The organism is Blastomonas sp. AAP25 (assembly GCF_001295965.1).
GTDB lineage: Bacteria > Pseudomonadota > Alphaproteobacteria > Sphingomonadales > Sphingomonadaceae > Blastomonas > Blastomonas fulva.
Genome location: NZ_LJHP01000006.1, coordinates 114,507 through 134,000, shown reverse-complemented (window position 1 = coordinate 134,000; position 19,494 = coordinate 114,507). Strand labels below are relative to the sequence as shown.

Sequence of the window (19,494 nt, the reverse complement as noted above, 5' to 3'; positions counted from 1 at the left end):
AAAGGATGACGCAATGCGCCAAGCCGAGCAAGTGATTAACCCGTTGGAAAGACTAAGCCGACTAGCCACAGTTCAAATGTAAAATTGAAGTGACTCCGTTTTCAAGAACAATGGGTGCAACCATGAAATTCCGGATGTTTTCGGCGCAGCACATCGAGCTCGCGGATATCGCGCGCGAAATCGTGGCGCATGTGAGCGCGCTGGCTAACGGGACGGGTGCGGCTGCGCGCGATCCGCTGCCCGCGCTGCGGCTTGCATTCTCTCGTGCGGTGGGAGCGCACTGTTCGGCGGAGATCGACTGCTTGCGCGCGCATCTGGAGAGCCATCCTGATGTCGCCGCCGAGCGCGCCGACATGATCAGGCGCTTTCACGACGAGCTGCTGGCGTGGCGCGGTTCGCTGATGGATTGCAACGCGCACTGGCCGGCCAAGCGAGTCGTGGAAAGTCCGGCTGCGTTCCTGGACGTATTCACTCCGCTCGCCGATGCCTTGTATGCGCGGCTACGCTGGGAGGAGCAGGAGTTCTATCCCAAAGTCCTGGGCCGCAAGCCGGTGTCGGCCTGAGCCACAGACAAGCGTCGACTATTCGACCCAGGCGGTGCGGCTGCGGGTGACGTGGAAGAGCGGGCGCATTGGCTGCGCTGCCACATCCGCAAGCGGGATTGCGGTTTCGCAGGTCGCGCATTCGGCACTCATCCGCCCGACATGCCAGTGCCTGCCGCCACACCCGGGGCAGTGGTTGACATCCCCTGTGTGATAGAGCGGCATGAAACCGCGTCCGGCGATGCGGCTTGCAAAGCCGTGCCCCGCCGCAAGGGCCTGGCCGGGATCGAAGGCGCGGCGGGCAAAATGCATCGTCATGTCCTGTTTCCTCAGTTACCTTGACGCTGAATACGCACAGCCGCCGAAACGGTTTCCTTCAGCGACGAGCTGTTTGTCGCATGGCTGCGCGGCGAGCCCTGTGATCATCCGCACCGCCTGCGATAAATGCGCTTGCGGTCCATAACATTTGATATAAATATGATATCATGATTTCGAATCATTTGGGAGATGTGATCATGCAGGACACGGGATCGGGCAACGGCGGCGGCGCAGCCATGGTGGCGAGCAGCGAGCGTTCGGCCAGCACGTTCAACGGCTATGTCTTTCTGCTCCTCCTGCTGGCAGCCATCGCGCTGCCGGTGGCCGGTTTCGGCATGGTGGCAGAAGGCGATCCGCAAGGGGTGGCGGTGATCATCGGCTGCGGCCTGGCGTTCATGTTCATCATCAGCGGCTTCTACATGCTCAACCCCAATGAGGCTGCGGCGATCCAGTTGTTCGGCAGCTACAAGGGCACCGATCGCAACACTGGTCTGCGCTGGCGCTGGCCGTGGCTCAGCCGCAAGAAGATCTCGGTTCGGGTCCACAACGTCACCTCGGAAAAGGTCAAGGTCAACGATCTGCGCGGTAACCCGATCGAGATCGCCACCAACGTCGTGTGGCGCGTGGCCGACACATCGAAGGCGCTGTTCGATGTCGAAAACTATCAGGAGTTCGTCGACATCCAGATCGAAAGCGCGGTGCGGGTGATCGGTGCGCGCTACCCATACGACGACTTCAATGTCGATGAGGTGACGCTGCGCGGCGATGCCGAAGAGGTCAGCCACGAGCTCGAGGTGCAGCTGCAGGAGCGCGTCGCTGCGGCGGGTGTGCAGATCGACGAATGCCGGCTGACGCATCTGGCCTATGCGCCCGAGATCGCGCAGTCGATGCTGCGGCGCCAGCAGGCCGAGGCGGTGATCGCCGCGCGTTCAAGGCTGGTCGAGGGCGCGGTCACGATGGTCGAGCATGCGCTGACGATGCTGAGCGAGAAAAACGTGGTCGAGCTGGACGACGAGCGCAAGGCGGCGATGGTATCCAACCTGATGGTGGTGTTGTGCAGCGAACGCGATACCCAGCCGGTGGTCAATGCCGGGTCGCTCTATTGAGCCGATCCATGGCAGCTCCTCCAAAGAAGTCCTTTGCCCTGCGCCTCGAGCCGTCGCTGTACGACGCGCTCGAGCGCGCAGCGGCGCATGAGTTCCGCAGCGTGAATGCCGAGATCGAGGTGCTGCTGCGCGAGGCGCTCGCACGGCGGGGGATCAAGGTTGCGGCACCGCAGCAAAGGCCAAGGGGCAGGCCACCCAGGCAGGACCCGGAATGATACGACGCTGGCTTGCTGTTCAGTTCAGCTACGCACCGACCGATGGCGACATCGAGCTACGACGCGCAACTATGTCGGGCACGATCTGGCTGAACTGACGCACAGCGAGGACCTCATCGCGCGCAAGGTCGATGCAGACGCGAACACCGGCATCCTCGGCATGCTCCAACGATACCTCGCGTCTCCCGCCGCAGACTGCTACGGTGCGCTTTCAGGTTCGCCCAGATCCGCATCGATACCGCGCGTAGCTGCGCCCGTCGCCGCCTGAAGGTCGGCACCAGCAACACCAAGGAGGGCACAGTGTGCGCGTCACCGAGAAATTCTGCCGTGAGCAGGAAAGCCTGCAGATCGCCAAGGCTGCCAACGAAACTCTGAAGAACCGCAAGGATATCGCGCTGGGCGCCGCCAAGGCGTGGGACGCCGCTGCGCAGCTGGCGCACAAGCAGGAATCCAAGCTGGAACCGCTCGACAAGCTCGATGCGGAAATCACCCGCGAATTCGCCGAAGAGGAGGCAGCAGGGATCGATCTGAGCGAGCCGCCCGAGGGCGACGAGGTCTGATCAGGCTTGGGGGGCGCCCGGTTGGCGAAGGTGCGTCAGGTCGTGCCGGGCTGCCAGGTGCTGAACACCGCGTCGAGATCCGGCCGTGGCCGCTCCTCGAGCGGCTGGCCCGCGGTGCCGATGAACACGAAGCCCGCAATCTGCTCGGGCGCCGCGCCGAACTGGTCGCGCACCGCCGCGTTGTAGCTTGGCCAGCCGGTGATCCACCCGCCGACAAAGCCCTGCGCATGGATCGCGTGCAGCAGGTTCATCACGAATGCCCCGACTGAAAGCTGCTGCTCCCAGAGCGGGATCTTGCTTGATTCGCGCGGGGAATAAAGCACCACCAGCATTTCGGGCGCGAGCCGCGCGAGAGTCTCCATCGCCTCGATCTCGAGCCGTCCGGCTTCGGGCTTTTCGGCGCGATAGGCGGAGGTCAGCAACTCGGCGAGCCGATCGCGCTGGTCGCCCGCCACATGCACCACCCGCCAGGGGTTCAGCTTGCCGTGATCGGGGGTTCGCGATGCGGTCGCGACGATCGACCGAAGCTGCGCGGCATCGGGGCCGGGGGCGACCATGTCGCGCGGGCGCCCCGAGCGGCGGCTGGAAAGATAGGCAGGCAGTGATGAAAGGTCGTTGAACTGGTTCACGTCTGGCTCCGGTCGGCGGCAGGAATGCGGCGGGGTGGTAACAACTGCAACAAGGCGCTTCACAGCCGCGCTTTTTTGTCTAGGTTGGCGCGCATGCTATGGCGGCTCAGGGGGCAGGCCGCCATTATAAAATCGACGGGAGCAATAGCGATTATGGCCAGCGGTTATGCCGTCAGCGGCGATTCCAAGGGCACGTTTCTGGGGCACCCCAAGGGGCTCTATGTGCTGTTCTTCGCAGAAATGTGGGAACGCTTTTCTTATTACGGCATGCGCGCGCTGCTAATTTTCTACCTCACCAAGCACTGGCTGTTCTCGGACGAGAAATCGGGCGTCATCTACGGGGCGTACACCGCTCTCGTATACATTACCCCGGTGCTGGGGGGCTATCTGGCCGACCGTTACCTCGGCCAGCGCAAGGCGGTGACCTTCGGCGCTGTGCTGCTCACCTTCGGCCATGCGCTGATGGGCTTTGAAGGCACCGGCGGGCAGGACCCTACCTCGCTCAGCATCTTCTGGCTGGCACTGGCGTTCATCATCGTCGGCTCGGGTTTCCTGAAGGCGAACATCTCGGTGATCGTCGGTCAGCTCTATCCGCGCACCGATGTCCGCCGCGACGGCGCGTACACGATCTTCTACATGGGCATCAATCTGGGTGCGTTCCTGGGGTCGCTCGCCTGCGGATATCTGGGCGAAACTTATGGCTGGTCCTATGGCTTCGGCGCTGCCGGCATCGGCATGCTGCTCGGCCTCGTCGTGTTCATCCTGGGCAAGCCCTTGCTGTGCGGTCGCGGCGAATCGCCCGATCCTGCTGCGCTCGCTGCCCCGGTGATGGGCATCAAGAAGGAATGGCTGATTTATGGCGTCGGCATCGCCGCCGTGCTCGGTATCTGGGCGCTGATCCAGTATCAGGATGTCGTCGGCTGGCTGCTGCTGGTCTCTGGTGTCGTGCTGGTCGGCTATGTGCTGATCACTGCGGTCACCAAGCTCGAGCCGCAGGACCGCGATCGCATCTTTGCCGCGATGTTCCTGATCCTGGGTTCGATCCTGTTCTGGGCATTGTTCGAACAGGCAGGGTCCTCGCTCAACCTCTATACCGACCGCTATGTCGACCGCGGCGGCGTGCCCGCATCGGTGTTCCAGTCGGTCAACGCGATGTACATCGTGCTGCTAGCGCCGTTCTTCGCGGGCATCTGGACCTGGCTGGGCCGCAAGGGGCTCGAGCCGTCTGCCCCTGCCAAGTTCGGGCTGGCGATGGTTCAGCTGGGCGCGGGCTTCCTGGTTCTGGTGGCGGGCGCTGCGGCAACCGGTGCGGGCGTTCCCACCCCGGTGCTGTTCATCTTCCTCATTTACCTGCTGCACACGACGGGCGAGCTGTGCCTTTCGCCGGTGGGTCTGAGCGCGATGAACCGGCTGGCGCCGGCGCACATGGCCTCGCTTATCATGGGCACCTGGTTCTTCGCCTCGGCCTCGGGCAACTTCGTCGCCGGGCTGATCGCAGCTGCAACCGGGTCGGAAGCGGCGAGCGGTGAAGGTGCGGGCCAGCAGACGGTGCTGGACGTGTATTCGAACATCGGCTGGATCGCGATCGGCGTGGGTGTCGCCGTGATGGTCGTCTCGCCGCTGATCAAGAAGCTGATGCACCTCGATACGCTCAAGGATGTCGAGCCGCTGGCGGGCGAGGCGGAGCTCGCCGAAGCCCAGGCTGCGGGGATCAATCCCGCCACGCGCGGCGCCTGACCTTGAATTGATAAAACCAACCGAACTGCGACAGGGATAACAACATGCGATACGGGTTCACTGCGCCGCTGGCGGCCATATTGGTCGTTGGCTGTGCCAATACGACAACCGCCGAAGCGCCGTCCTCCGCCAGCGGCAGCGCGGCCAAGCCCGCCAAGGTCAGCTTCAACGAGAACCCGTATCCCAGCACCTACAAGGTCTATCCCGGCCAGCCCACCGCGATCCGCAACGTCACCATCTTCGATGGCGAGGGCGGACAGATCGAAAATGGCGTGGTGTTCTTCACCGACGGCAAGATCACCTCGGTGGGCGATGCCAGCACGGCGATCCCCGCCGATGTGATGGTGATCGATGGCACCGGCAAGTTCGTGACCCCGGGCATCATCGATATCCACAGCCATCTGGGCAATTACCCCTCGCCCGGTGTGCAGGCGAATTCGGACGGCAACGAGGTGACCGGGCCGGTAACCGCGGACGTCTGGGCGGAACACAGCGTGTGGCCGCAGGACCCCGGGTTCAGCCGCGCGCTCGCCAATGGAGGGATCACCTCGTTGCAGGTGCTGCCCGGCTCGGCCAACCTGTTCGGCGGCCGCTCGGTCACGCTCAAGAATGTCCCTGCGCGCACCATGCAGGCGATGAAGTTCCCGGGCGCACCCTATGGCCTCAAGATGGCATGCGGCGAGAACCCCAAGCGCGTCTATGGCAGCCGCAACCAGAAGCCTGGCAGCCGCATGGGCAATCTGGCACTGAACCGCCAGACCTGGGCCCGTGCCGCCGAATACAAGGCGCGCTGGGACGAGTATGAGAAGAAGGGCGGTACCCCGCCTGCGCGCGACATCGGCATGGATACGCTCAAGGGCGCGCTGGAAGGCAAGATCCAGATCCACAACCACTGCTATCGCGCTGATGAAATGGCGATCGTGATCGATATGGCCAAGGAGTTCGGCTACACCGTCTCCACCTTCCACCATGCGGTGGAAAGCTACAAGATCGCCGATTTGCTCAAGGACAACGGCATCTGCTCCGCCGTCTGGGCCGACTGGTGGGGCTTCAAGATGGAATCCTATGACGGCATTCCCGAGAACGCCGCGATCATCCAGAACGCCGGTGCCTGCACCATCATCCACTCCGACGACCAGAACCAGATCCAGCGTTTGAACCAGGAAGCCGCCAAGGCGCTGGGCGACGGACGCCGGATGGGCTTCACCATCTCGGACGCCACTGCAATCAGCTGGCTGACCTACAACCCCGCCAAGGCGATGGGCATCGGCGACAAGACCGGCAGCCTCAAGCCCGGCAAGATGGCCGATGTCGTGCTGTGGAATGCCAACCCGCTCTCGGTCTACGCCCGGCCCGAAAAGGTCTGGATCGACGGCGCGATGATGTATGACGCCAATGATCCGACGCGCCGTCCGGTGAGCGATTTCGAGCTGGGCCAGCCCGGAGAGGGAGACACGAAATGAGCCTCGACATGACCAAGGCGCTACTGTTCGTCTCCGCCGCCGCCACGCTGTTTGCGGCTCCTGCAGCCGCCCAGACCATCGCGATCACCGGCGGCAAGGTCGTCATCGGTGACGGCAGCGCCCCGATCGAGGGCGGCACCGTCGTGCTGCGCGATGGCAAGGTCGTCGCCGCTGGCGCGGGGGTTGCCGTGCCTGCAGGGGCGCAGGTGGTGGATGCCGCTGGCCGCTGGGTGACACCCGGGCTGTTCGCAGGGTTCAGCCGCATCGGCCTGGTCGAGGTCGAGGCGGTCCGCGAAACCAACGACAGCAGCGCCAACACCGGCGATTTCTCTGCTGCCATCGATGTTGCCCCCGCGATCAACGCCAAGGTGACACCGATTGCGGTCAACCGCGCTGCGGGCATCACCCGTGCAGTGGTCGCGCCCGAAGCGCCGGCATCGATCTTCGCGGGCATGGGCGCGCTGATCGATCTGGGCGATGATTACAACGCGGTCACCAAGGCGCGCGCTTTCCAGTTCGTCGAATTGGGCGAAACCGGATCGTCCAAGGCAGGCGGCAGCCGGGCCTCGGCGTTCCTGGAGTTTCGCAACGGGCTGATCGAGGCGCGTGCGCTGGCCGTCGGCCAGCGCGGCGTTGCAGCGCACCCGCATGACGCGCTGCTCAACCGCCAGGATGCCGCAGCGCTGCTGCCGGTGGTCAATGGCGAAATCCGGTTGCTGGTGCATGTCGAACGCGCCGCCGACATTCTGAACGTCATCAAGCTGCGCGAGGAATTCCCCTCGCTCAAGCTGGTGCTGGTCGGGGTGTCCGAAGGCTGGCTGGTGGCGAACCAGATCGCGGCCGCCGGGGTTCCGGTGATCGCCTCGGCGCTCAACGATCTGCCGTCCGACTTCGAAAAGACCGCAGCAACCCAATCGAACATCGGCCGGATGAAGCAAGCGGGGGTGACGATCGCGATCGGCATGATCGACGACAGCGATGCGCACAAGCTGCATTACTCGCCGCAGTACGCGGGCAATCTGGTGGCGCTGCAGCGTGTGCCGGGGGCAACCGGGCTGAGCTGGGACCAGGCCTTTGCCGCGATCACATCAGGCCCTGCACAGGCCATGGGCGTCGATGCGATGCTCGGCAGCCTCAAGCCTGGCCGTCAGGGCGATGTCGTGATCTGGGATGGCGATCCGCTCGAGCTATCGTCCGCGCCGGTCGCGGTGATGATCGACGGTGTGCAACAGCCGCTGGGCAACCGCCAGGCCAAGCTGCGCGACCGCTATCGCACCCCGCAGGAAGGGGCGTTGCCCAAGGCCTATGAACGGTAATATGGTGCCATCAGGGACTCGCTGACACAGGGCAGCCGGCGGGCAGGGGAGAGCGTCTATGCAGGGCTATGCGATGCTGTTGGCTGGCGCGATCGGCTTTGTCGGCAGCCACTTTGCGATGTCGCATCCCCTGCGCGCGCCGATGGTGGCACGGCTGGGCGACAAGGGTTTCCAGCTGGCCTATGCGGCCGTCTCGCTGTTGACGCTGTTCCTGATGGTCGAAGGCTTCAAGCGCGCGCCGGTGACCGAAGCCTTCTGGCCCGCCGGCGATGCGCTGTGGGCGGTCAGTACGCTGCTGATGCTGGTCGCCTCGATCCTGTTTGCCGGCTCGCTGATCGGCAACCCTGCGCTGCCGGTGCCCGAAGCTGCGGCCAAGCGCATCGCGGTCAAGGATCCCGCCGGGGTATTCCGCATCACGCGTCACCCGATGATGTGGGGCTTTGCCCTATGGGGTATCAGCCATATCCTGGTGGCGCCGAGGATCGATACCTTCATCCTGTGCGGCGCGATCATCGTGCTGGCGCTGGTCGGCGCAAGGCTGCAGGACGCCAAGAAGTTCATCCTGATGGGCGATGCCTGGCTGCACTGGCAGGGCAAGACCAGCTTCGTGCCCTTTGGCCGCGGGCTTGCCTTTCCAGGCTGGATCGCACTGATCGGCGGCGTCGCGCTGTGGCTGGGCGCGCAATGGGCGCATATGCCGCTGGGCGTCGGCGCTGCAGGCGTCTTCCGCTGGTGGTAGGCTCCAAGGTGTTGCGCTTGCCCCTTCAGGCGAGCGCTGCGCAGCGTCAGATCCGCACCATCTTCATCCCCACCTCGCCATAGCGGTCGCCGGCGGTGGCATCCCTTGGGGCAGCTGCATCGAGCGCATCGAGATCGGCGGCGCTGAGCTTCACATTCACCGCGGCCATGGAATCCTCCAGCGTCGCGCGGCGTTTGGATCCGGGGATCGGCACCACATCGTCACCCTGCGCGAGCAGCCAGGCGAGCGCGATCTGCGCAGGCGAGACGCTGTGCGCGGCGGCGATGGTCTTGACCGCATCGACGATCACCATGTTGCTGGCGAAATTCTCTTCCGAATAGCGCGGGTCGTTGAGGCGATAATCGCCCTCTGGCAGATCGGACCGCTTGGAAAACTGCCCGGTCAGGAAGCCACGCCCCAGCGGGCTGTAGGGCACGAAGCCGATCCCCAGATCCTGGCACAGCGGCAGGATGTCCTCTTCCACTCCGCGTTCCCACAGCGAATATTCGGACTGCAGCGCGGCAATCGGATGCGTGGCGTGCGCCCGGCGGATATTGTCCGCGCCGGCCTCGGACAGACCCAGGAACCGCACCTTGCCTTCCTCCACCAGCCGCGCCATCGCTCCCACCGTTTCCTCGATCGGCACATCGGGATCGACGCGGTGCTGGTAATACAGATCGATGGTGTCGACCCCCAGCCGCTTTAGCGATCCTTCGCAAGCGCGGCGCACGTTCTCGGGGGAGGAGTCGACCCCGGTGACCTTGCCATCTGCAAGGCGGAAACCGAATTTGGTGGCGATGACCAGCCGCTCGCGCCGCCCGCGGATCGCCTGGCCGAGCAACTCCTCGTTGACATGCGGGCCATAGACCTCGGCAGTATCGAAGAAGGTAACGCCCAGCTCCATCGCGCGCTCGAGCGTGGCGATGGACTCGCGATGGTCGGCCTTGCCGTACATCGCGGGGCCTATCCCGGCCATCGGCATGCAGCCGAGCCCAAGGGCCGACACTTCCAGTCCGCCGAGCTTGCGATAGATCATTGCGTGTCTCCTTCGGCGCGGGCGATCGTGGTGGTGACCGCCATGTCCATCGTTACGTTGCCCAGCGTGCGCATGATATCGGGAAACACCTCGATCGCCAACAGAAGCGCCAGCGGCTCGATCGGCACGCCCATCGCAAAGCAGATGGGTGTGATCGAACCGATGAAGCTGATGGATCCGGGAAGCGAGACCGATCCCATGGTGGTGATCGCTGCAGCAGCCAGTCCCGCCAGCAACGCCACCGGGCCAAGCTCGACCCCCATCAGATGCGCGACGTAGATCGCCACTGCCATGTTCATTGCTGGGCCGGTGGCGCGAAACAGCGCGACCGCGATCGGCAGCACGACGTCCGAAGTCCGCTCGCCCGCGCCAAGGTTGCGGACGCCCGTCAGCATGGCGGGCAGCGAGGCAAGCGAGGATTGAGTGGAAATTGCCACCGCCTGTGCCGGGATCGACGCCCGGAGGAACGCCAGCGGACCGATCCGCCCGCCGACTGCCGCAATCACAAAAGCCGTGATCCACACCACCGATCCGACCGCGACGACGGTCAGGACATAATGGCCCAGCGCGCCAAAGGCGGCACCGCCCGCACGCGACCCGACCACCAGACCCAGCGCGAACACGCCGATCGGGGCAAGGGTCAACACCCAGCCGATCAGGATGATCATCGCATCGCCGATGGCACCGAAAAACCCCTGCATCGGGCGGCGCTCGTCTTCCGGCAACCGGGTCAGGGCGAAAGCGAAGGCCAGTGTGAAGACGATCAGCGGCAGGATGGCATCGTTCGCGGCCGCGGCAATCGGATTGGTTGGTATCAGCGCGCGCAGAAAATCGGTAAACGGCGGGACTTCGCCGGTGGGCTCGGCATTGGCCAGCGCGCCCTGCAGCGCCGCGCGGGCGGCCTCGGGCAAAGGAAACGTACCAAGCAGCGCGGGGGTGACCAATGTGGCCATCGCTGCTGAAAGCCAGAGAAGTACGATCATCGTGGTGATGGTGCGGACCGTCAGCCGGCCTGCGGTCGCCATCTGGGCCGTGCGCAGGATCCCGGTGATCAGCAGCGCTACAACCAGCGGAACCACCGTCATCTGCAAGCCGCGCAGCCACAGCGATCCGATCAGGTCGGCGACCTCGATGGCACCCGGCGCGCCGTTGCCGATCGCGATTCCCAGCGCGATGCCGATGATGAGGGCACCCAGCACCAGCAATGTCTTCAGCATTCAAAAGCCCCTGTCTCGGTCCCATCCTGCCCAGTGAAGCAAGGATTTTGCATGTTTTTTTACGACCTTGTGCCACCATAGATGCGCGCGGATGGCTGGCAAGCGGCAACGCAATCGGTTACGTGCCATACGCTGCAAACGGAGAAAAGCATTCGTGACACGCAAGTTTTTCGGCACCGATGGAATCCGCGGCCGCACCAACAGCGGTTTCATGACCGCGGCGATGGCGATGGCGGTGGGCCAGGCGGCAGGCGCGCACTTTCTGCGGGGCACGCACAAGCACAGGGTCGTGATCGGCAAGGACACCCGCCTTTCGGGCTACATGATGGAGAACGCGCTCGTCGCAGGCTTCACCAGCGTGGGCATGGACGTGGTGCTGGTCGGACCGATGCCGACCCCGGCGGTGGCGATGCTCACCCGTTCGATGCGCGCGGATCTTGGCGTGATGATCTCCGCCAGCCACAACCCGTTCCAGGACAACGGAATCAAGCTGTTCGGCCCCGATGGCTTCAAGCTTTCGGATGAGGACGAACTGCGCATCGAGGCGTTGCTGGACGCAGGCGACCCCAAGCTGGCCGAGTCCGAGGCCATCGGCCGTGCCCGCCGGATCGAGGATGCGCGCGGGCGCTATATCCATGCGGTCAAGGAATCGCTTCCTGATCGGGTGAGGCTCGATGGCCTCAAGATCGTGGTCGATTGCGCCAATGGTGCAGCCTATCAGGTTGCTCCCTCGGCCTTCTGGGAACTGGGCGCGGAGGTGGTGGCCATCGGCGTGACCCCCAACGGCCTCAACATCAACGACCGGGTCGGTTCCACCCATGTCGAGACGCTGCAGGAGCGCGTCGTCGCATCGGGCGCGGACATCGGAATTGCGCTTGATGGCGATGCCGACCGGCTGATCGTGGTCGACGAACAGGGCAAGGTCGTCGACGGCGACCAGATCATGGCGCTGATCGGTGCCAGCTGGGCGCGGCAGGGTCGGCTGCGCGGCGGGGGCGTGGTCGCGACGGTGATGTCGAACCTGGGGCTGGAGCGGTACCTGCAGGCGCAGGGGCTCGAGCTGATCCGCACCAAGGTGGGGGACCGCTACGTGCTGGGCGCGATGCGGGCAGGCGGCTACAATGTCGGCGGCGAGCAATCGGGCCACATGATCCTGCTGGACCACGCGACAACCGGCGACGGCACGGTCGCTGCGCTGCAGGTGCTGGCCGAGCTGGTGCGCGAAGGCAAGCCTGCGAGCGAACTGTTGCATGTGTTCGATCCGGTGCCGCAGCTGCTCAAGAATGTCCGCTTTGCCGGTGGCAAGCCGCTGGACAATCCGCGCGTGCAGGCGGTCATCGCGGAAGCCGAAGACGAACTGCGCGGACGCGGGCGACTGGTCATCCGTCCTTCGGGGACCGAACCTGTGATCCGCGTGATGGCCGAGGGCGATGACGCCGCGCAGGTCGAGGCGGTGGTGGACCGCATCTGCGCTGTGGTGGCGGAGGTGACCGCCTGATGCTGGAGATGCGTCCCGATTGCGAACGCTGCGGCGCGGACACCCCCGCCGATGCTCCCGGCGCGTTCATCTGCTCGTTCGAGTGCACCTTCTGCGCCGAATGCAGCGAGGCGCTTGACGACATCTGCCCCAATTGCGGCGGCGAACTGGTCGACCGCCCGGTGCGCGCGAAGAAATTGCTCGCCAAGTTTCCGGGATCGACCGCGCGGAAGTTCACGCAGCATGGCTGAGCGACCTGCCCGCATCCTGACGATCGCAGGTTCCGATTCCGGGGGCGGCGCGGGCATTCAGGCGGACATCAAGACCATTACCATGCTGGGCGGGCACGCGATGACCGCGATCACCGCGATCACCGCGCAGAACTCGCGCGGGGTCGATGCAGTGCAGGTGCTGGGCGCCGATATGGTGATCGCACAGATCGATGCGGTGGCGCGCGATTTCGGGCTCGATGCGATCAAGATCGGCATGCTGGGCTCGCCCGAGATTGCCGAGGCGCTGGCGGACTGGCTTTCGTCATCCCCGCACAGGCGGGATCCCCGCGTTCGCGGGAATGACGAGGTTCCTGTCATATTCGATCCCGTCATGATCGCCTCGAGCGGCGCGGTGCTCGCTGACGAGGCCACCATCGCCGCGTTCAAGCGCCTGATGGGCTGCGCGACGCTGGTCACCCCCAATCTGCCCGAGCTGGAAGCGCTTGGCGGGGATGCGGCGGTGCTCGAGCTGGCGCCGGCGCTGCTGATCAAGGGCGGGCATGCCGGCGGCGAGACGGTCACCGACCGGCTGGTGACCCGCGAGGGAGAGATCGCCCGCTGGGACGATCCGCGCATCGACAGCCCGCACACCCACGGCACCGGCTGCACGCTGTCGAGTGCCATCGCGACATTGCTGGGGCAGGGGCTTGCGCTGGAGCAGGCGGTGGAGCGTGCTCGGCTGTTCGTCCGGCTGGCGCTGCGCGACGCACCCGCGCTGGTTGCGGTCAATGGACCGATGGGCCACCAGTACGTGCGCAACGATGCGCTGGCACCCGGCTGGAACCTCAACCAGATCACCCTTGGCGCGACGGACTACGCCGCTTCTGTCACCTTCTACCGCGCGCTGGGGCTGGTCCAGATCGTCGACAGCCCGGACAATGGCTATGCCCGGTTCGTGGCAGGCAACGGTGCAACGCTGTCGATCCATGTCGGCGAAGCTGCAGGCGGGGCGATGGCGTATCTCGAATGCGCAGATCTCGACGCGCGCGTCTTGGCGCTCGCATCGGAAGGGTTCGCGATCGACCAGATGCCGCGCGACGAGAGCTGGGGCTGGCGCGAGGCAAGGCTGTGCGACCCGGCAGGCAATGTCCTGTGCCTCTATTTCGGTGGCGAGAACCGGCGCTATCCGCCCTGGCGCATCGCAACCGAATGAGGCGCACCCCGTAATTGCTGCGAGCGCCCACGCTTTGGCCCTTTACCCGCACCGGCAATTGCCCATATGCGTTGCGGCAAGCGTTCCAACCTTCCCAAACAGGAGATGACCCATGGCTTTCGTCCTTCCCCCGCTTCCCTTCGACAAGACCGCTTTCGGCGACGTGATGTCGGCTGAAACCTTCGACTATCACCACGGCAAGCACCACAACGCCTATGTCGGCAAGGCGAACGACATGGTGAAGGGCACGGACCTCGAAGGCGCGAGCCTCTCCAAGGTCATCGTCGCCGCCAAGGACAAGGGCAACAAGGGCCTGTTCAACAACGCCGCGCAGATCTGGAACCACACCTTCTTCTGGCATTGCCTCAGCCCCGAAGCGCAGACCATCCCCGGCTCGCTCGAAGAGCGCATCAACGCCGATTTCGGTTCGGTCGCCGACATGAAGGACAAGCTGAAGGCAGAAGCTGTCGGCCATTTCGGCAGTGGCTGGGCGTGGCTGGTGCTCAACGGCGAAAAGCTGGAAATCACCTCGCTGCACGACGCGGACTCGCCGGTCGCGCACGAAGGCATGAAGCCGCTGCTGACGCTCGATGTGTGGGAACACGCTTATTACATCGATTACCGCAACGCGCGTCCGGATTACCTGACGACCGTGCTCGACAAAGCGATCAACTGGGAATTCGTGGCTCAGAACCTCGACGGCAACGGCACCGCCCGGGCTGATCAGGAAGGTTGACCACCTTATGGCTGCTCCCGGCTTTCCGGCATTGGCGGGAAGCTGGGGGCAGCGATGCTTGCAGGCGAGAACGTCGGGTCGCATTCAAGCCCTGATTTCAGGGGCGGGTATCTGGAACCGCATAGGCGACAAATTCGTCGCCGAGGCATTGGAAAGTCGCCCCGTTGCTGGGCTGCCAGGCAGCCAGCTGCGCTACTAAGTCGGGATAGGCTGCGGCAAATTGCTGGCGTGTCGATTCTAGGTCCGATGAGTAGCGCATGGCATTGCGTCGTCCTCCGTCCGCCATCTTCTCTAGCGCCAGCATCTCGAAATCGCCGATATAGGTGATCGCACCCGGTTTCAATTTGAAGGGCGGTGCGCCGAAGCAGAAGACATCGGTATAGGTCAAGTTGAACGTGCGCCCTGCCAGCACGTAGTCGCCCGCCGGAACGATCGCGACGCGCAGCGCCTTCCCGCCCTTCTTACCGCCGAACACCGTATAGCTATAGGTGATCTTCGTGCCGATGGGCTGACCCTGCGCGTCCACTGCCACCTTGCCGGTGACCGGGTCGTAGCGGTAGAACAGGATGCGGTTATCGCCAGCCATGCCCGGTGCATGGGGGCGCAGCACGATCATGGCCTCGCTGGATCCGGGCAAAGGGCGTTCAGGCTTCTTGAGATCCACCTGCTCGGTCAGTTGCGCCATGGCCGGAGTGGTTAGCGCAAGGCTGAGCAGGGCAATCAGTTCTTTTGCCATAGCGCCGGCTCCGCATAATCATTGTGCCAGGTGCGCAGCAGACTGCCGCGCGTCGGCTTGTCAGCGCCGACCAGAACGGCGAGCAGCGCGCTGCGCTCTGTCTCTGGCATGGCTTTCCACGCCCGGCCTTCCTCGCGCGTCATCGCATAGAGGTTCCAGCCCCGGATCAGCATGCAGTTTTCCGTGTTGATCCGCTTCTGTTCGCCATCGGCCAGTGCACCGCCGAAGACTGCGGCGAGGCCGCCCGCCAGGACATCTATGGTGTTGATTTGGGATTCGGCGCCCCTCGCCAGCTTCCGACAGCTATCCATCTCGCGGGTCGCAAGTTCGGCAGTTGCTCCGGGCTTGTTGAAGAAACTGCCGTTGCCACGATCGATTTTCGGCGCTGCCCATCCCGGGGCCGGGGCACAAACAGCCAACAGGGCTGCGAGCATACAAAGGTTCTTGGCCATCCTCATCATTCCAGCATGATCGCATCGCGCCGATTACGGACCGGCTTGCGATTCCTTGTTGCTCCGAGGCCGCAGGCAATTTGTTTAGTCTTTCGTTTCAGCGCCTTCAAGCGCCAACCCATGCTTCATCAGCATCGGGATCTGGCTCATCGCGAAGAGGAAGGAGAGCGCGGTGACGCCCCAGACCTTGACCGTCAGCCAGGTTTCGAAGTCGAGGCTGTAGCGCAGGGCCTCGTTGATCAGCGCCATGCCTGCAAAGAACAGCCCCCAGTTGCGCGACAGCTTCATCCAGCCGGTCTCATTGAGGCCGTCGTACGCCGCCTGCAGCAGATAGCGCAGCAGCGGGCGGCCGGTCATCCAGCCGCCCAGCAGCAGAACCGCAAACGCGGTGTAGATGATCGTCGGCTTGATCTGGATGAAACTCTCGTCGTTGAAATAGACGGTCAGCGCGCCGAAGCCGACGACCAGCACCGCCGACAGCCATAGCATCGGCGACACGCGGCCGAGCTTCCATTTGGAAACCGCCACCGCGACCAGGATCGCGGCCATGAACGCCAGCGTCCCGTTGATCGCGGCGCGGGTGGAGGCGAGCGCGGCGCCGTCGCTCTGGGTCAGCTTGAACACCGCGAAGAAGATCAGCAGCGGGCCGAAATCGAGCAGCAGCGGCAACAGGCTGCCTTCCGATTTCTTCGGCGCTATCACCTCGGTCGCATTGGGCAGTTCTTCGCTCATTTTGCTCCTCCGGCGATCACATGCGCCAGATATTCGGGGTCAAAGGGACGCAAGTCGTCGATGGTCTCGCCTACGCCGATCGCGTGGATCGGCAGGCCGAACTTTTCCGCTGCGGCGACGAGAATGCCGCCGCGTGCGGTGCCATCGAGCTTGGTCATCACAAGACCGGTAACGCCTGCGACCTCCTTGAAGGTTTCTATCTGCGACAGGGCGTTCTGTCCGTTGGTCGCATCGAGCACCAGCACGACATCATGCGGTGCCTGCGGGTTGAGACGGCCCAGCACGCGGCGGATCTTGGCAAGCTCGTCCATCAGCTCGCGCTTGTTCTGCAGCCGGCCTGCGGTATCGACGATCAGCACGTCGATGCCGGTGGCAGTCGCCTGCTTGACCGCGTCGAACACGATGCCTGCTGCATCGCCGCCTTCCTTGCCGCTGACGATGGGGATGCCCAGCCGGTCCGCCCAGATCTTGAGCTGGCCGATCGCGGCCGCGCGGAAGGTGTCACCCGCCGCCAGCATGACGCCGTAATCCTGCTCCTGGAACAGGTGGGCGAGCTTGGCGATGGTGGTGGTCTTGCCCGATCCGTTGACGCCGATCACCAGAATCACCTGCGGGCGCGGGAACGCGATGATGTCGAGCGGTTCGGCAACGGTGCGCAAGGACTTGGCGATTTCCTCGCCGACGATCTCGCGCAGGCCTTCCTCGTCGAGCCCGCGTTCGAAGCGCCCTTCGGACAGCCGCGTGCGCACCTTGCCCGCCATCTGCGGCCCCAGATCGCTGACGATCAGCGCTTCCTCGATCTCGTCGAGCTGGTCCTCGTCAAGCCGCGACTTGGTGACCAGCCCGGTGATGTTCTGGGTCAGCTTGTCCGACGTCTTGCGAAAGCCGCCCAGCAGGCGCTCGCTCCAGCTGCCCTCGCTCATATTCTTGTCTCCGCTGTCAGCGTATCGCCGTCCTGCCCCGTAATCGTCACTGGCACGATCTTTCCGATATGGGAAGGATCGGCCGCAGGCAAAGCGATGCGCACAAAGTTTTCGCCATGGCCGGTGCGCCCGTCGCGCTCGACCAGGAGGTTCTGCCGGGTCCCGAGCAGCGACTGGCGCCAGCGATCGGCCCGGCTCTTCGCCGCGGCGCGCATCTCGGCAGCGCGGGCCTTGACCAGCGCGCGATCAAGCTGCGGCATCCGCGCAGCAGGCGTTCCCGCGCGTGGCGAGAAGGGGAAGATATGGCCGTGGACGACATCACAGGCATCAAGGATCGCAAGGTTCTGTGCGTGCATCGCGTCGTCTTCGGTCGGAAAGCCGGCGATCAGGTCCGCGCCGATCGCGATCTCGGGGCGCTTCGCCTTCATCCGCTCGACGAGCGCGATCGCCTGCGCCCGGCTGTGGCGGCGCTTCATCCGCTTCAGGATCATGTCGTCACCCGACTGCAGCGACAGGTGGACGTGCGGCATGATGCGGGGCTCTTCGGTGATCAGGTCGAACAGGCGATCGTCGACCTCGACCCCGTCGAGCGAAGACAGCCGCAGGCGCTGCAGGTTAGGCACCAGCTTGAGGATGCGCTCGATCAGCATGCCGAGGGTCGGCGATCCGGGCAGGTCCGGACCATAGCTGGTGACATCCACCCCGGTCAGCACCACCTCGGCATAGCCGCGATCGACCAGCGCGCGCACCGCATCGACCACCGCGCCTGCAGGCACCGAGCGGCTGTTGCCGCGGCCGTAAGGGATGATGCAGAAGGTGCAGCGATGATCGCAGCCGTTCTGCACCTCGACGAACGCGCGGGCATGTTCGGCAAAGCTGGTGACCATGTGCGGTGCGGTCTGGCGGACCGCCATGATGTCGGAGACGCGGGCCTTGGCATTGGCGCGCGGATCAAAGCTTGCGGCATCGAGCTTGTCGATATTGCCCAGCACCCGGTCGACCTCGGGCATGCCCGCGAACATCGCAGGGTCGGTCTGCGCTGCGCACCCGGTGACCACGATCTGCGCTTCGGGCCGGGTCTTGCGCGCCTTGCGGATGGCCTGCCGCGTCTGGCGCACCGCCTCGTTGGTCACCGCACAGCTGTTGATCACCACCACGTCGTCGCGCCCGGCCAGCAGGCCGCGCATCGCCTCACCCTCGGCAATGTTGAGGCGGCAGCCCATCGAGATGATCTCGGGGCCGGTCGCGGAGACGACGGGTTCGGCCATCGGCGTCAGATGTCGATCTCGCCGGTGAAGACGTGCGTAGTCGGCCCGGTCATCGACACATGGCCGCCGGGCTGCCAGTCGATGGTCAGCGTGCCGCCGGGTAGGTGCACCTGCACCGGACCAGTCACCAGCTTGCGGCGGATCGCGGCAACCGCGGTCGCGCATGCGCCGGTGCCGCACGCGAGCGTCAGCCCCGCGCCGCGCTCCCACACCCGCAGATGGATGCCGTCATCGGCGATCTGCGCCACGTTGACGTTGACGCGCTCGGGAAACAGCGGGTCGTGCTCGATCAGCGGTCCCAGCCGTTCGAGGTCGACTGCGGCGCCATCGGCGACGAAGAAGATTACGTGCGGATTGCCCATGCTGACCGCGGCAGGGTCGGTCAGATCCTCCCAGCCCACGGGCAGATGCGCCGTGTCCATGGGGTAGGCGAGGGGGAGGGTGTCCCACTCCAGCCCCGGAAGCCCCATGTCGATGGTCACCGCGCCATCGCCCAGCGTACCGCGCAGCAGGCCCGCCCCGGTCTCGATCAGCACATCGTGCCCGGCGAGCGCGACGACGCAGCGGGTGGCATTGCCGCAGGCGCTGACTTCGCTGCCATCATGATTGAAGATCTGCATCGCCATGTCGGCGGTGCCAGTGGCGCTGGGCGCACGCATCACGATCAGCTGGTCGCAGCCGATGCCCAGATGCCGGTCGGCAAGCGCGCGGACCTGCTCGCCCGTCAGCGAAAGATCATGCTCGCGAGCGTCGAAAATAACGAAGTCATTGCCGAGGCCGTGCATCTTGTGGAAGCGGTGTTGCGCCATGGCCGCGCTTTAGACGTTGCAGGCGGGCTTGAGAAGGCCAATCGGGATTGTCGCCCCG

22 protein-coding genes are annotated in these 19,494 nt (G+C 64.7%); 12 read left to right on the top strand and 10 right to left on the bottom strand.

All coding sequences use genetic code 11. The features are described 5' to 3' along the window. Nucleotides 1–122 precede the first annotated feature (122 nt). Complete coding sequence (locus tag IP68_RS08240; protein WP_054134500.1) at nucleotides 123–563, top strand: hemerythrin domain-containing protein; 441 nt, start codon at nucleotides 123–125, stop codon at nucleotides 561–563. Nucleotides 564–581: 18 nt separating this feature from the next. Here IP68_RS08240 and IP68_RS08235 read toward each other — a convergent pair whose 3' ends face one another. Further along, nucleotides 582–860 (bottom strand): hypothetical protein, encoded by a 279-nt coding sequence (locus IP68_RS08235; RefSeq protein WP_054134499.1) that lies wholly within the window; start codon nucleotides 858–860, stop codon nucleotides 582–584. Between the two features lie 197 nt (nucleotides 861–1,057). Here IP68_RS08235 and IP68_RS08230 point away from each other — a divergent pair, with 197 nt between their 5' ends. From IP68_RS08230 to IP68_RS08220, 3 genes are all read left to right on the top strand, one after another. Next, on the top strand, nucleotides 1,058–1,966 hold the full coding sequence (locus IP68_RS08230) for an SPFH domain-containing protein (protein ID WP_054134518.1): 909 nt from the start codon (nucleotides 1,058–1,060) through the stop codon (nucleotides 1,964–1,966). Nucleotides 1,967–1,974: 8 nt separating this feature from the next. Continuing rightward, nucleotides 1,975–2,181, top strand: a complete 207-nt coding sequence (locus tag IP68_RS08225; protein WP_054134498.1) for a hypothetical protein — start codon at nucleotides 1,975–1,977, stop codon at nucleotides 2,179–2,181. Nucleotides 2,182–2,483: 302 nt separating this feature from the next. Further along, nucleotides 2,484–2,741, top strand: a complete 258-nt coding sequence (locus tag IP68_RS08220) for a hypothetical protein (protein WP_054134497.1) — start codon at nucleotides 2,484–2,486, stop codon at nucleotides 2,739–2,741. Between the two features lie 35 nt (nucleotides 2,742–2,776). Here the strand turns inward: IP68_RS08220 and IP68_RS08215 are convergent, their stop codons facing one another. Next, nucleotides 2,777–3,370 carry a nitroreductase gene (locus IP68_RS08215; RefSeq protein ID WP_054134496.1) on the bottom strand — a complete coding sequence of 198 codons (594 nt, stop codon included), beginning with the start codon at nucleotides 3,368–3,370 and terminating at the stop codon, nucleotides 2,777–2,779. A 153-nt stretch (nucleotides 3,371–3,523) separates the two neighbouring features. On the opposite strand from IP68_RS08215, the gene IP68_RS08210 reads away from it, so the two are divergent. The 4 genes from IP68_RS08210 to IP68_RS08195 are packed head-to-tail and all read left to right on the top strand — an operon-like array spanning nucleotide 3,524 to nucleotide 8,625. Continuing rightward, entirely contained in the window at nucleotides 3,524–5,107 is a 1,584-nt protein-coding gene (locus IP68_RS08210) for a peptide MFS transporter (RefSeq protein WP_054134495.1), read from the top strand. Between the two features lie 44 nt (nucleotides 5,108–5,151). Continuing rightward, nucleotides 5,152–6,570 (top strand): amidohydrolase, encoded by a 1,419-nt coding sequence (locus IP68_RS08205; protein WP_054134494.1) that lies wholly within the window; start codon nucleotides 5,152–5,154, stop codon nucleotides 6,568–6,570. Further along, nucleotides 6,567–7,886 carry an amidohydrolase family protein gene (locus IP68_RS08200; protein WP_054134493.1) on the top strand — a complete coding sequence of 440 codons (1,320 nt, stop codon included), beginning with the start codon at nucleotides 6,567–6,569 and terminating at the stop codon, nucleotides 7,884–7,886. The genes IP68_RS08205 and IP68_RS08200 overlap by 4 nt, the downstream gene beginning before the upstream one ends. A gap of 58 nt (nucleotides 7,887–7,944) precedes the next feature. Next, nucleotides 7,945–8,625: an NnrU family protein gene (locus IP68_RS08195; RefSeq protein ID WP_054134492.1), complete on the top strand. Its 681-nt coding sequence runs from the start codon at nucleotides 7,945–7,947 to the stop codon at nucleotides 8,623–8,625. 46 nt (nucleotides 8,626–8,671) lie between these two features. Here the strand turns inward: IP68_RS08195 and IP68_RS08190 are convergent, their stop codons facing one another. Further along, nucleotides 8,672–9,661: an aldo/keto reductase gene (locus IP68_RS08190; RefSeq protein WP_054134491.1), complete on the bottom strand. Its 990-nt coding sequence runs from the start codon at nucleotides 9,659–9,661 to the stop codon at nucleotides 8,672–8,674. Beyond that, nucleotides 9,658–10,878 (bottom strand): dicarboxylate/amino acid:cation symporter, encoded by a 1,221-nt coding sequence (locus tag IP68_RS08185; protein ID WP_054134490.1) that lies wholly within the window; start codon nucleotides 10,876–10,878, stop codon nucleotides 9,658–9,660. The genes IP68_RS08190 and IP68_RS08185 overlap by 4 nt, the downstream gene beginning before the upstream one ends. Nucleotides 10,879–11,032: 154 nt before the next feature. Here IP68_RS08185 and glmM point away from each other — a divergent pair, with 154 nt between their 5' ends. From glmM to IP68_RS08165, 4 genes are all read left to right on the top strand, one after another. Continuing rightward, on the top strand, nucleotides 11,033–12,376 hold the full coding sequence (glmM, locus tag IP68_RS08180) for a phosphoglucosamine mutase (RefSeq protein WP_054134489.1): 1,344 nt from the start codon (nucleotides 11,033–11,035) through the stop codon (nucleotides 12,374–12,376). Next, nucleotides 12,376–12,606 carry a DUF1272 domain-containing protein gene (locus tag IP68_RS08175; RefSeq protein WP_054134488.1) on the top strand — a complete coding sequence of 77 codons (231 nt, stop codon included), beginning with the start codon at nucleotides 12,376–12,378 and terminating at the stop codon, nucleotides 12,604–12,606. The genes glmM and IP68_RS08175 overlap by 1 nt, the downstream gene beginning before the upstream one ends. Beyond that, complete coding sequence (thiD, locus tag IP68_RS08170; protein WP_054134487.1) at nucleotides 12,599–13,780, top strand: bifunctional hydroxymethylpyrimidine kinase/phosphomethylpyrimidine kinase; 1,182 nt, start codon at nucleotides 12,599–12,601, stop codon at nucleotides 13,778–13,780. Before IP68_RS08175 ends, thiD begins: the two co-directional genes overlap by 8 nt. A 112-nt stretch (nucleotides 13,781–13,892) precedes the next feature. Further along, nucleotides 13,893–14,516 (top strand): superoxide dismutase, encoded by a 624-nt coding sequence (locus tag IP68_RS08165; RefSeq protein ID WP_054134486.1) that lies wholly within the window; start codon nucleotides 13,893–13,895, stop codon nucleotides 14,514–14,516. A 97-nt stretch (nucleotides 14,517–14,613) separates the two neighbouring features. Here the strand turns inward: IP68_RS08165 and IP68_RS08160 are convergent, their stop codons facing one another. The 6 genes from IP68_RS08160 to dapF all read right to left on the bottom strand — a co-directional run bounded on the left by IP68_RS08160 (nucleotide 14,614) and on the right by dapF (nucleotide 19,436). Further along, a complete protein-coding gene (locus tag IP68_RS08160; RefSeq protein WP_156317996.1) occupies nucleotides 14,614–15,252 on the bottom strand; it encodes a hypothetical protein in 639 nt (212 codons plus the stop codon). Then, a complete protein-coding gene (locus IP68_RS08155; protein WP_156317993.1) occupies nucleotides 15,237–15,704 on the bottom strand; it encodes a hypothetical protein in 468 nt (155 codons plus the stop codon). Before IP68_RS08155 ends, IP68_RS08160 begins: the two co-directional genes overlap by 16 nt. Before the next feature lie 84 nt (nucleotides 15,705–15,788). After that, nucleotides 15,789–16,436 carry an inner membrane-spanning protein YciB gene (locus tag IP68_RS08150; protein ID WP_054134483.1) on the bottom strand — a complete coding sequence of 216 codons (648 nt, stop codon included), beginning with the start codon at nucleotides 16,434–16,436 and terminating at the stop codon, nucleotides 15,789–15,791. Continuing rightward, nucleotides 16,433–17,359, bottom strand: a complete 927-nt coding sequence (gene ftsY, locus IP68_RS08145; RefSeq protein WP_054134482.1) for a signal recognition particle-docking protein FtsY — start codon at nucleotides 17,357–17,359, stop codon at nucleotides 16,433–16,435. The genes IP68_RS08150 and ftsY overlap by 4 nt, the downstream gene beginning before the upstream one ends. Further along, nucleotides 17,356–18,627: a tRNA (N(6)-L-threonylcarbamoyladenosine(37)-C(2))-methylthiotransferase MtaB gene (gene mtaB, locus IP68_RS08140; RefSeq protein ID WP_054134481.1), complete on the bottom strand. Its 1,272-nt coding sequence runs from the start codon at nucleotides 18,625–18,627 to the stop codon at nucleotides 17,356–17,358. The genes ftsY and mtaB overlap by 4 nt, the downstream gene beginning before the upstream one ends. 5 nt (nucleotides 18,628–18,632) lie before the next feature. Continuing rightward, nucleotides 18,633–19,436 carry a diaminopimelate epimerase gene (dapF, locus tag IP68_RS08135; protein ID WP_054134480.1) on the bottom strand — a complete coding sequence of 268 codons (804 nt, stop codon included), beginning with the start codon at nucleotides 19,434–19,436 and terminating at the stop codon, nucleotides 18,633–18,635. Between the last annotated feature and the right edge of the window lie 58 nt (nucleotides 19,437–19,494).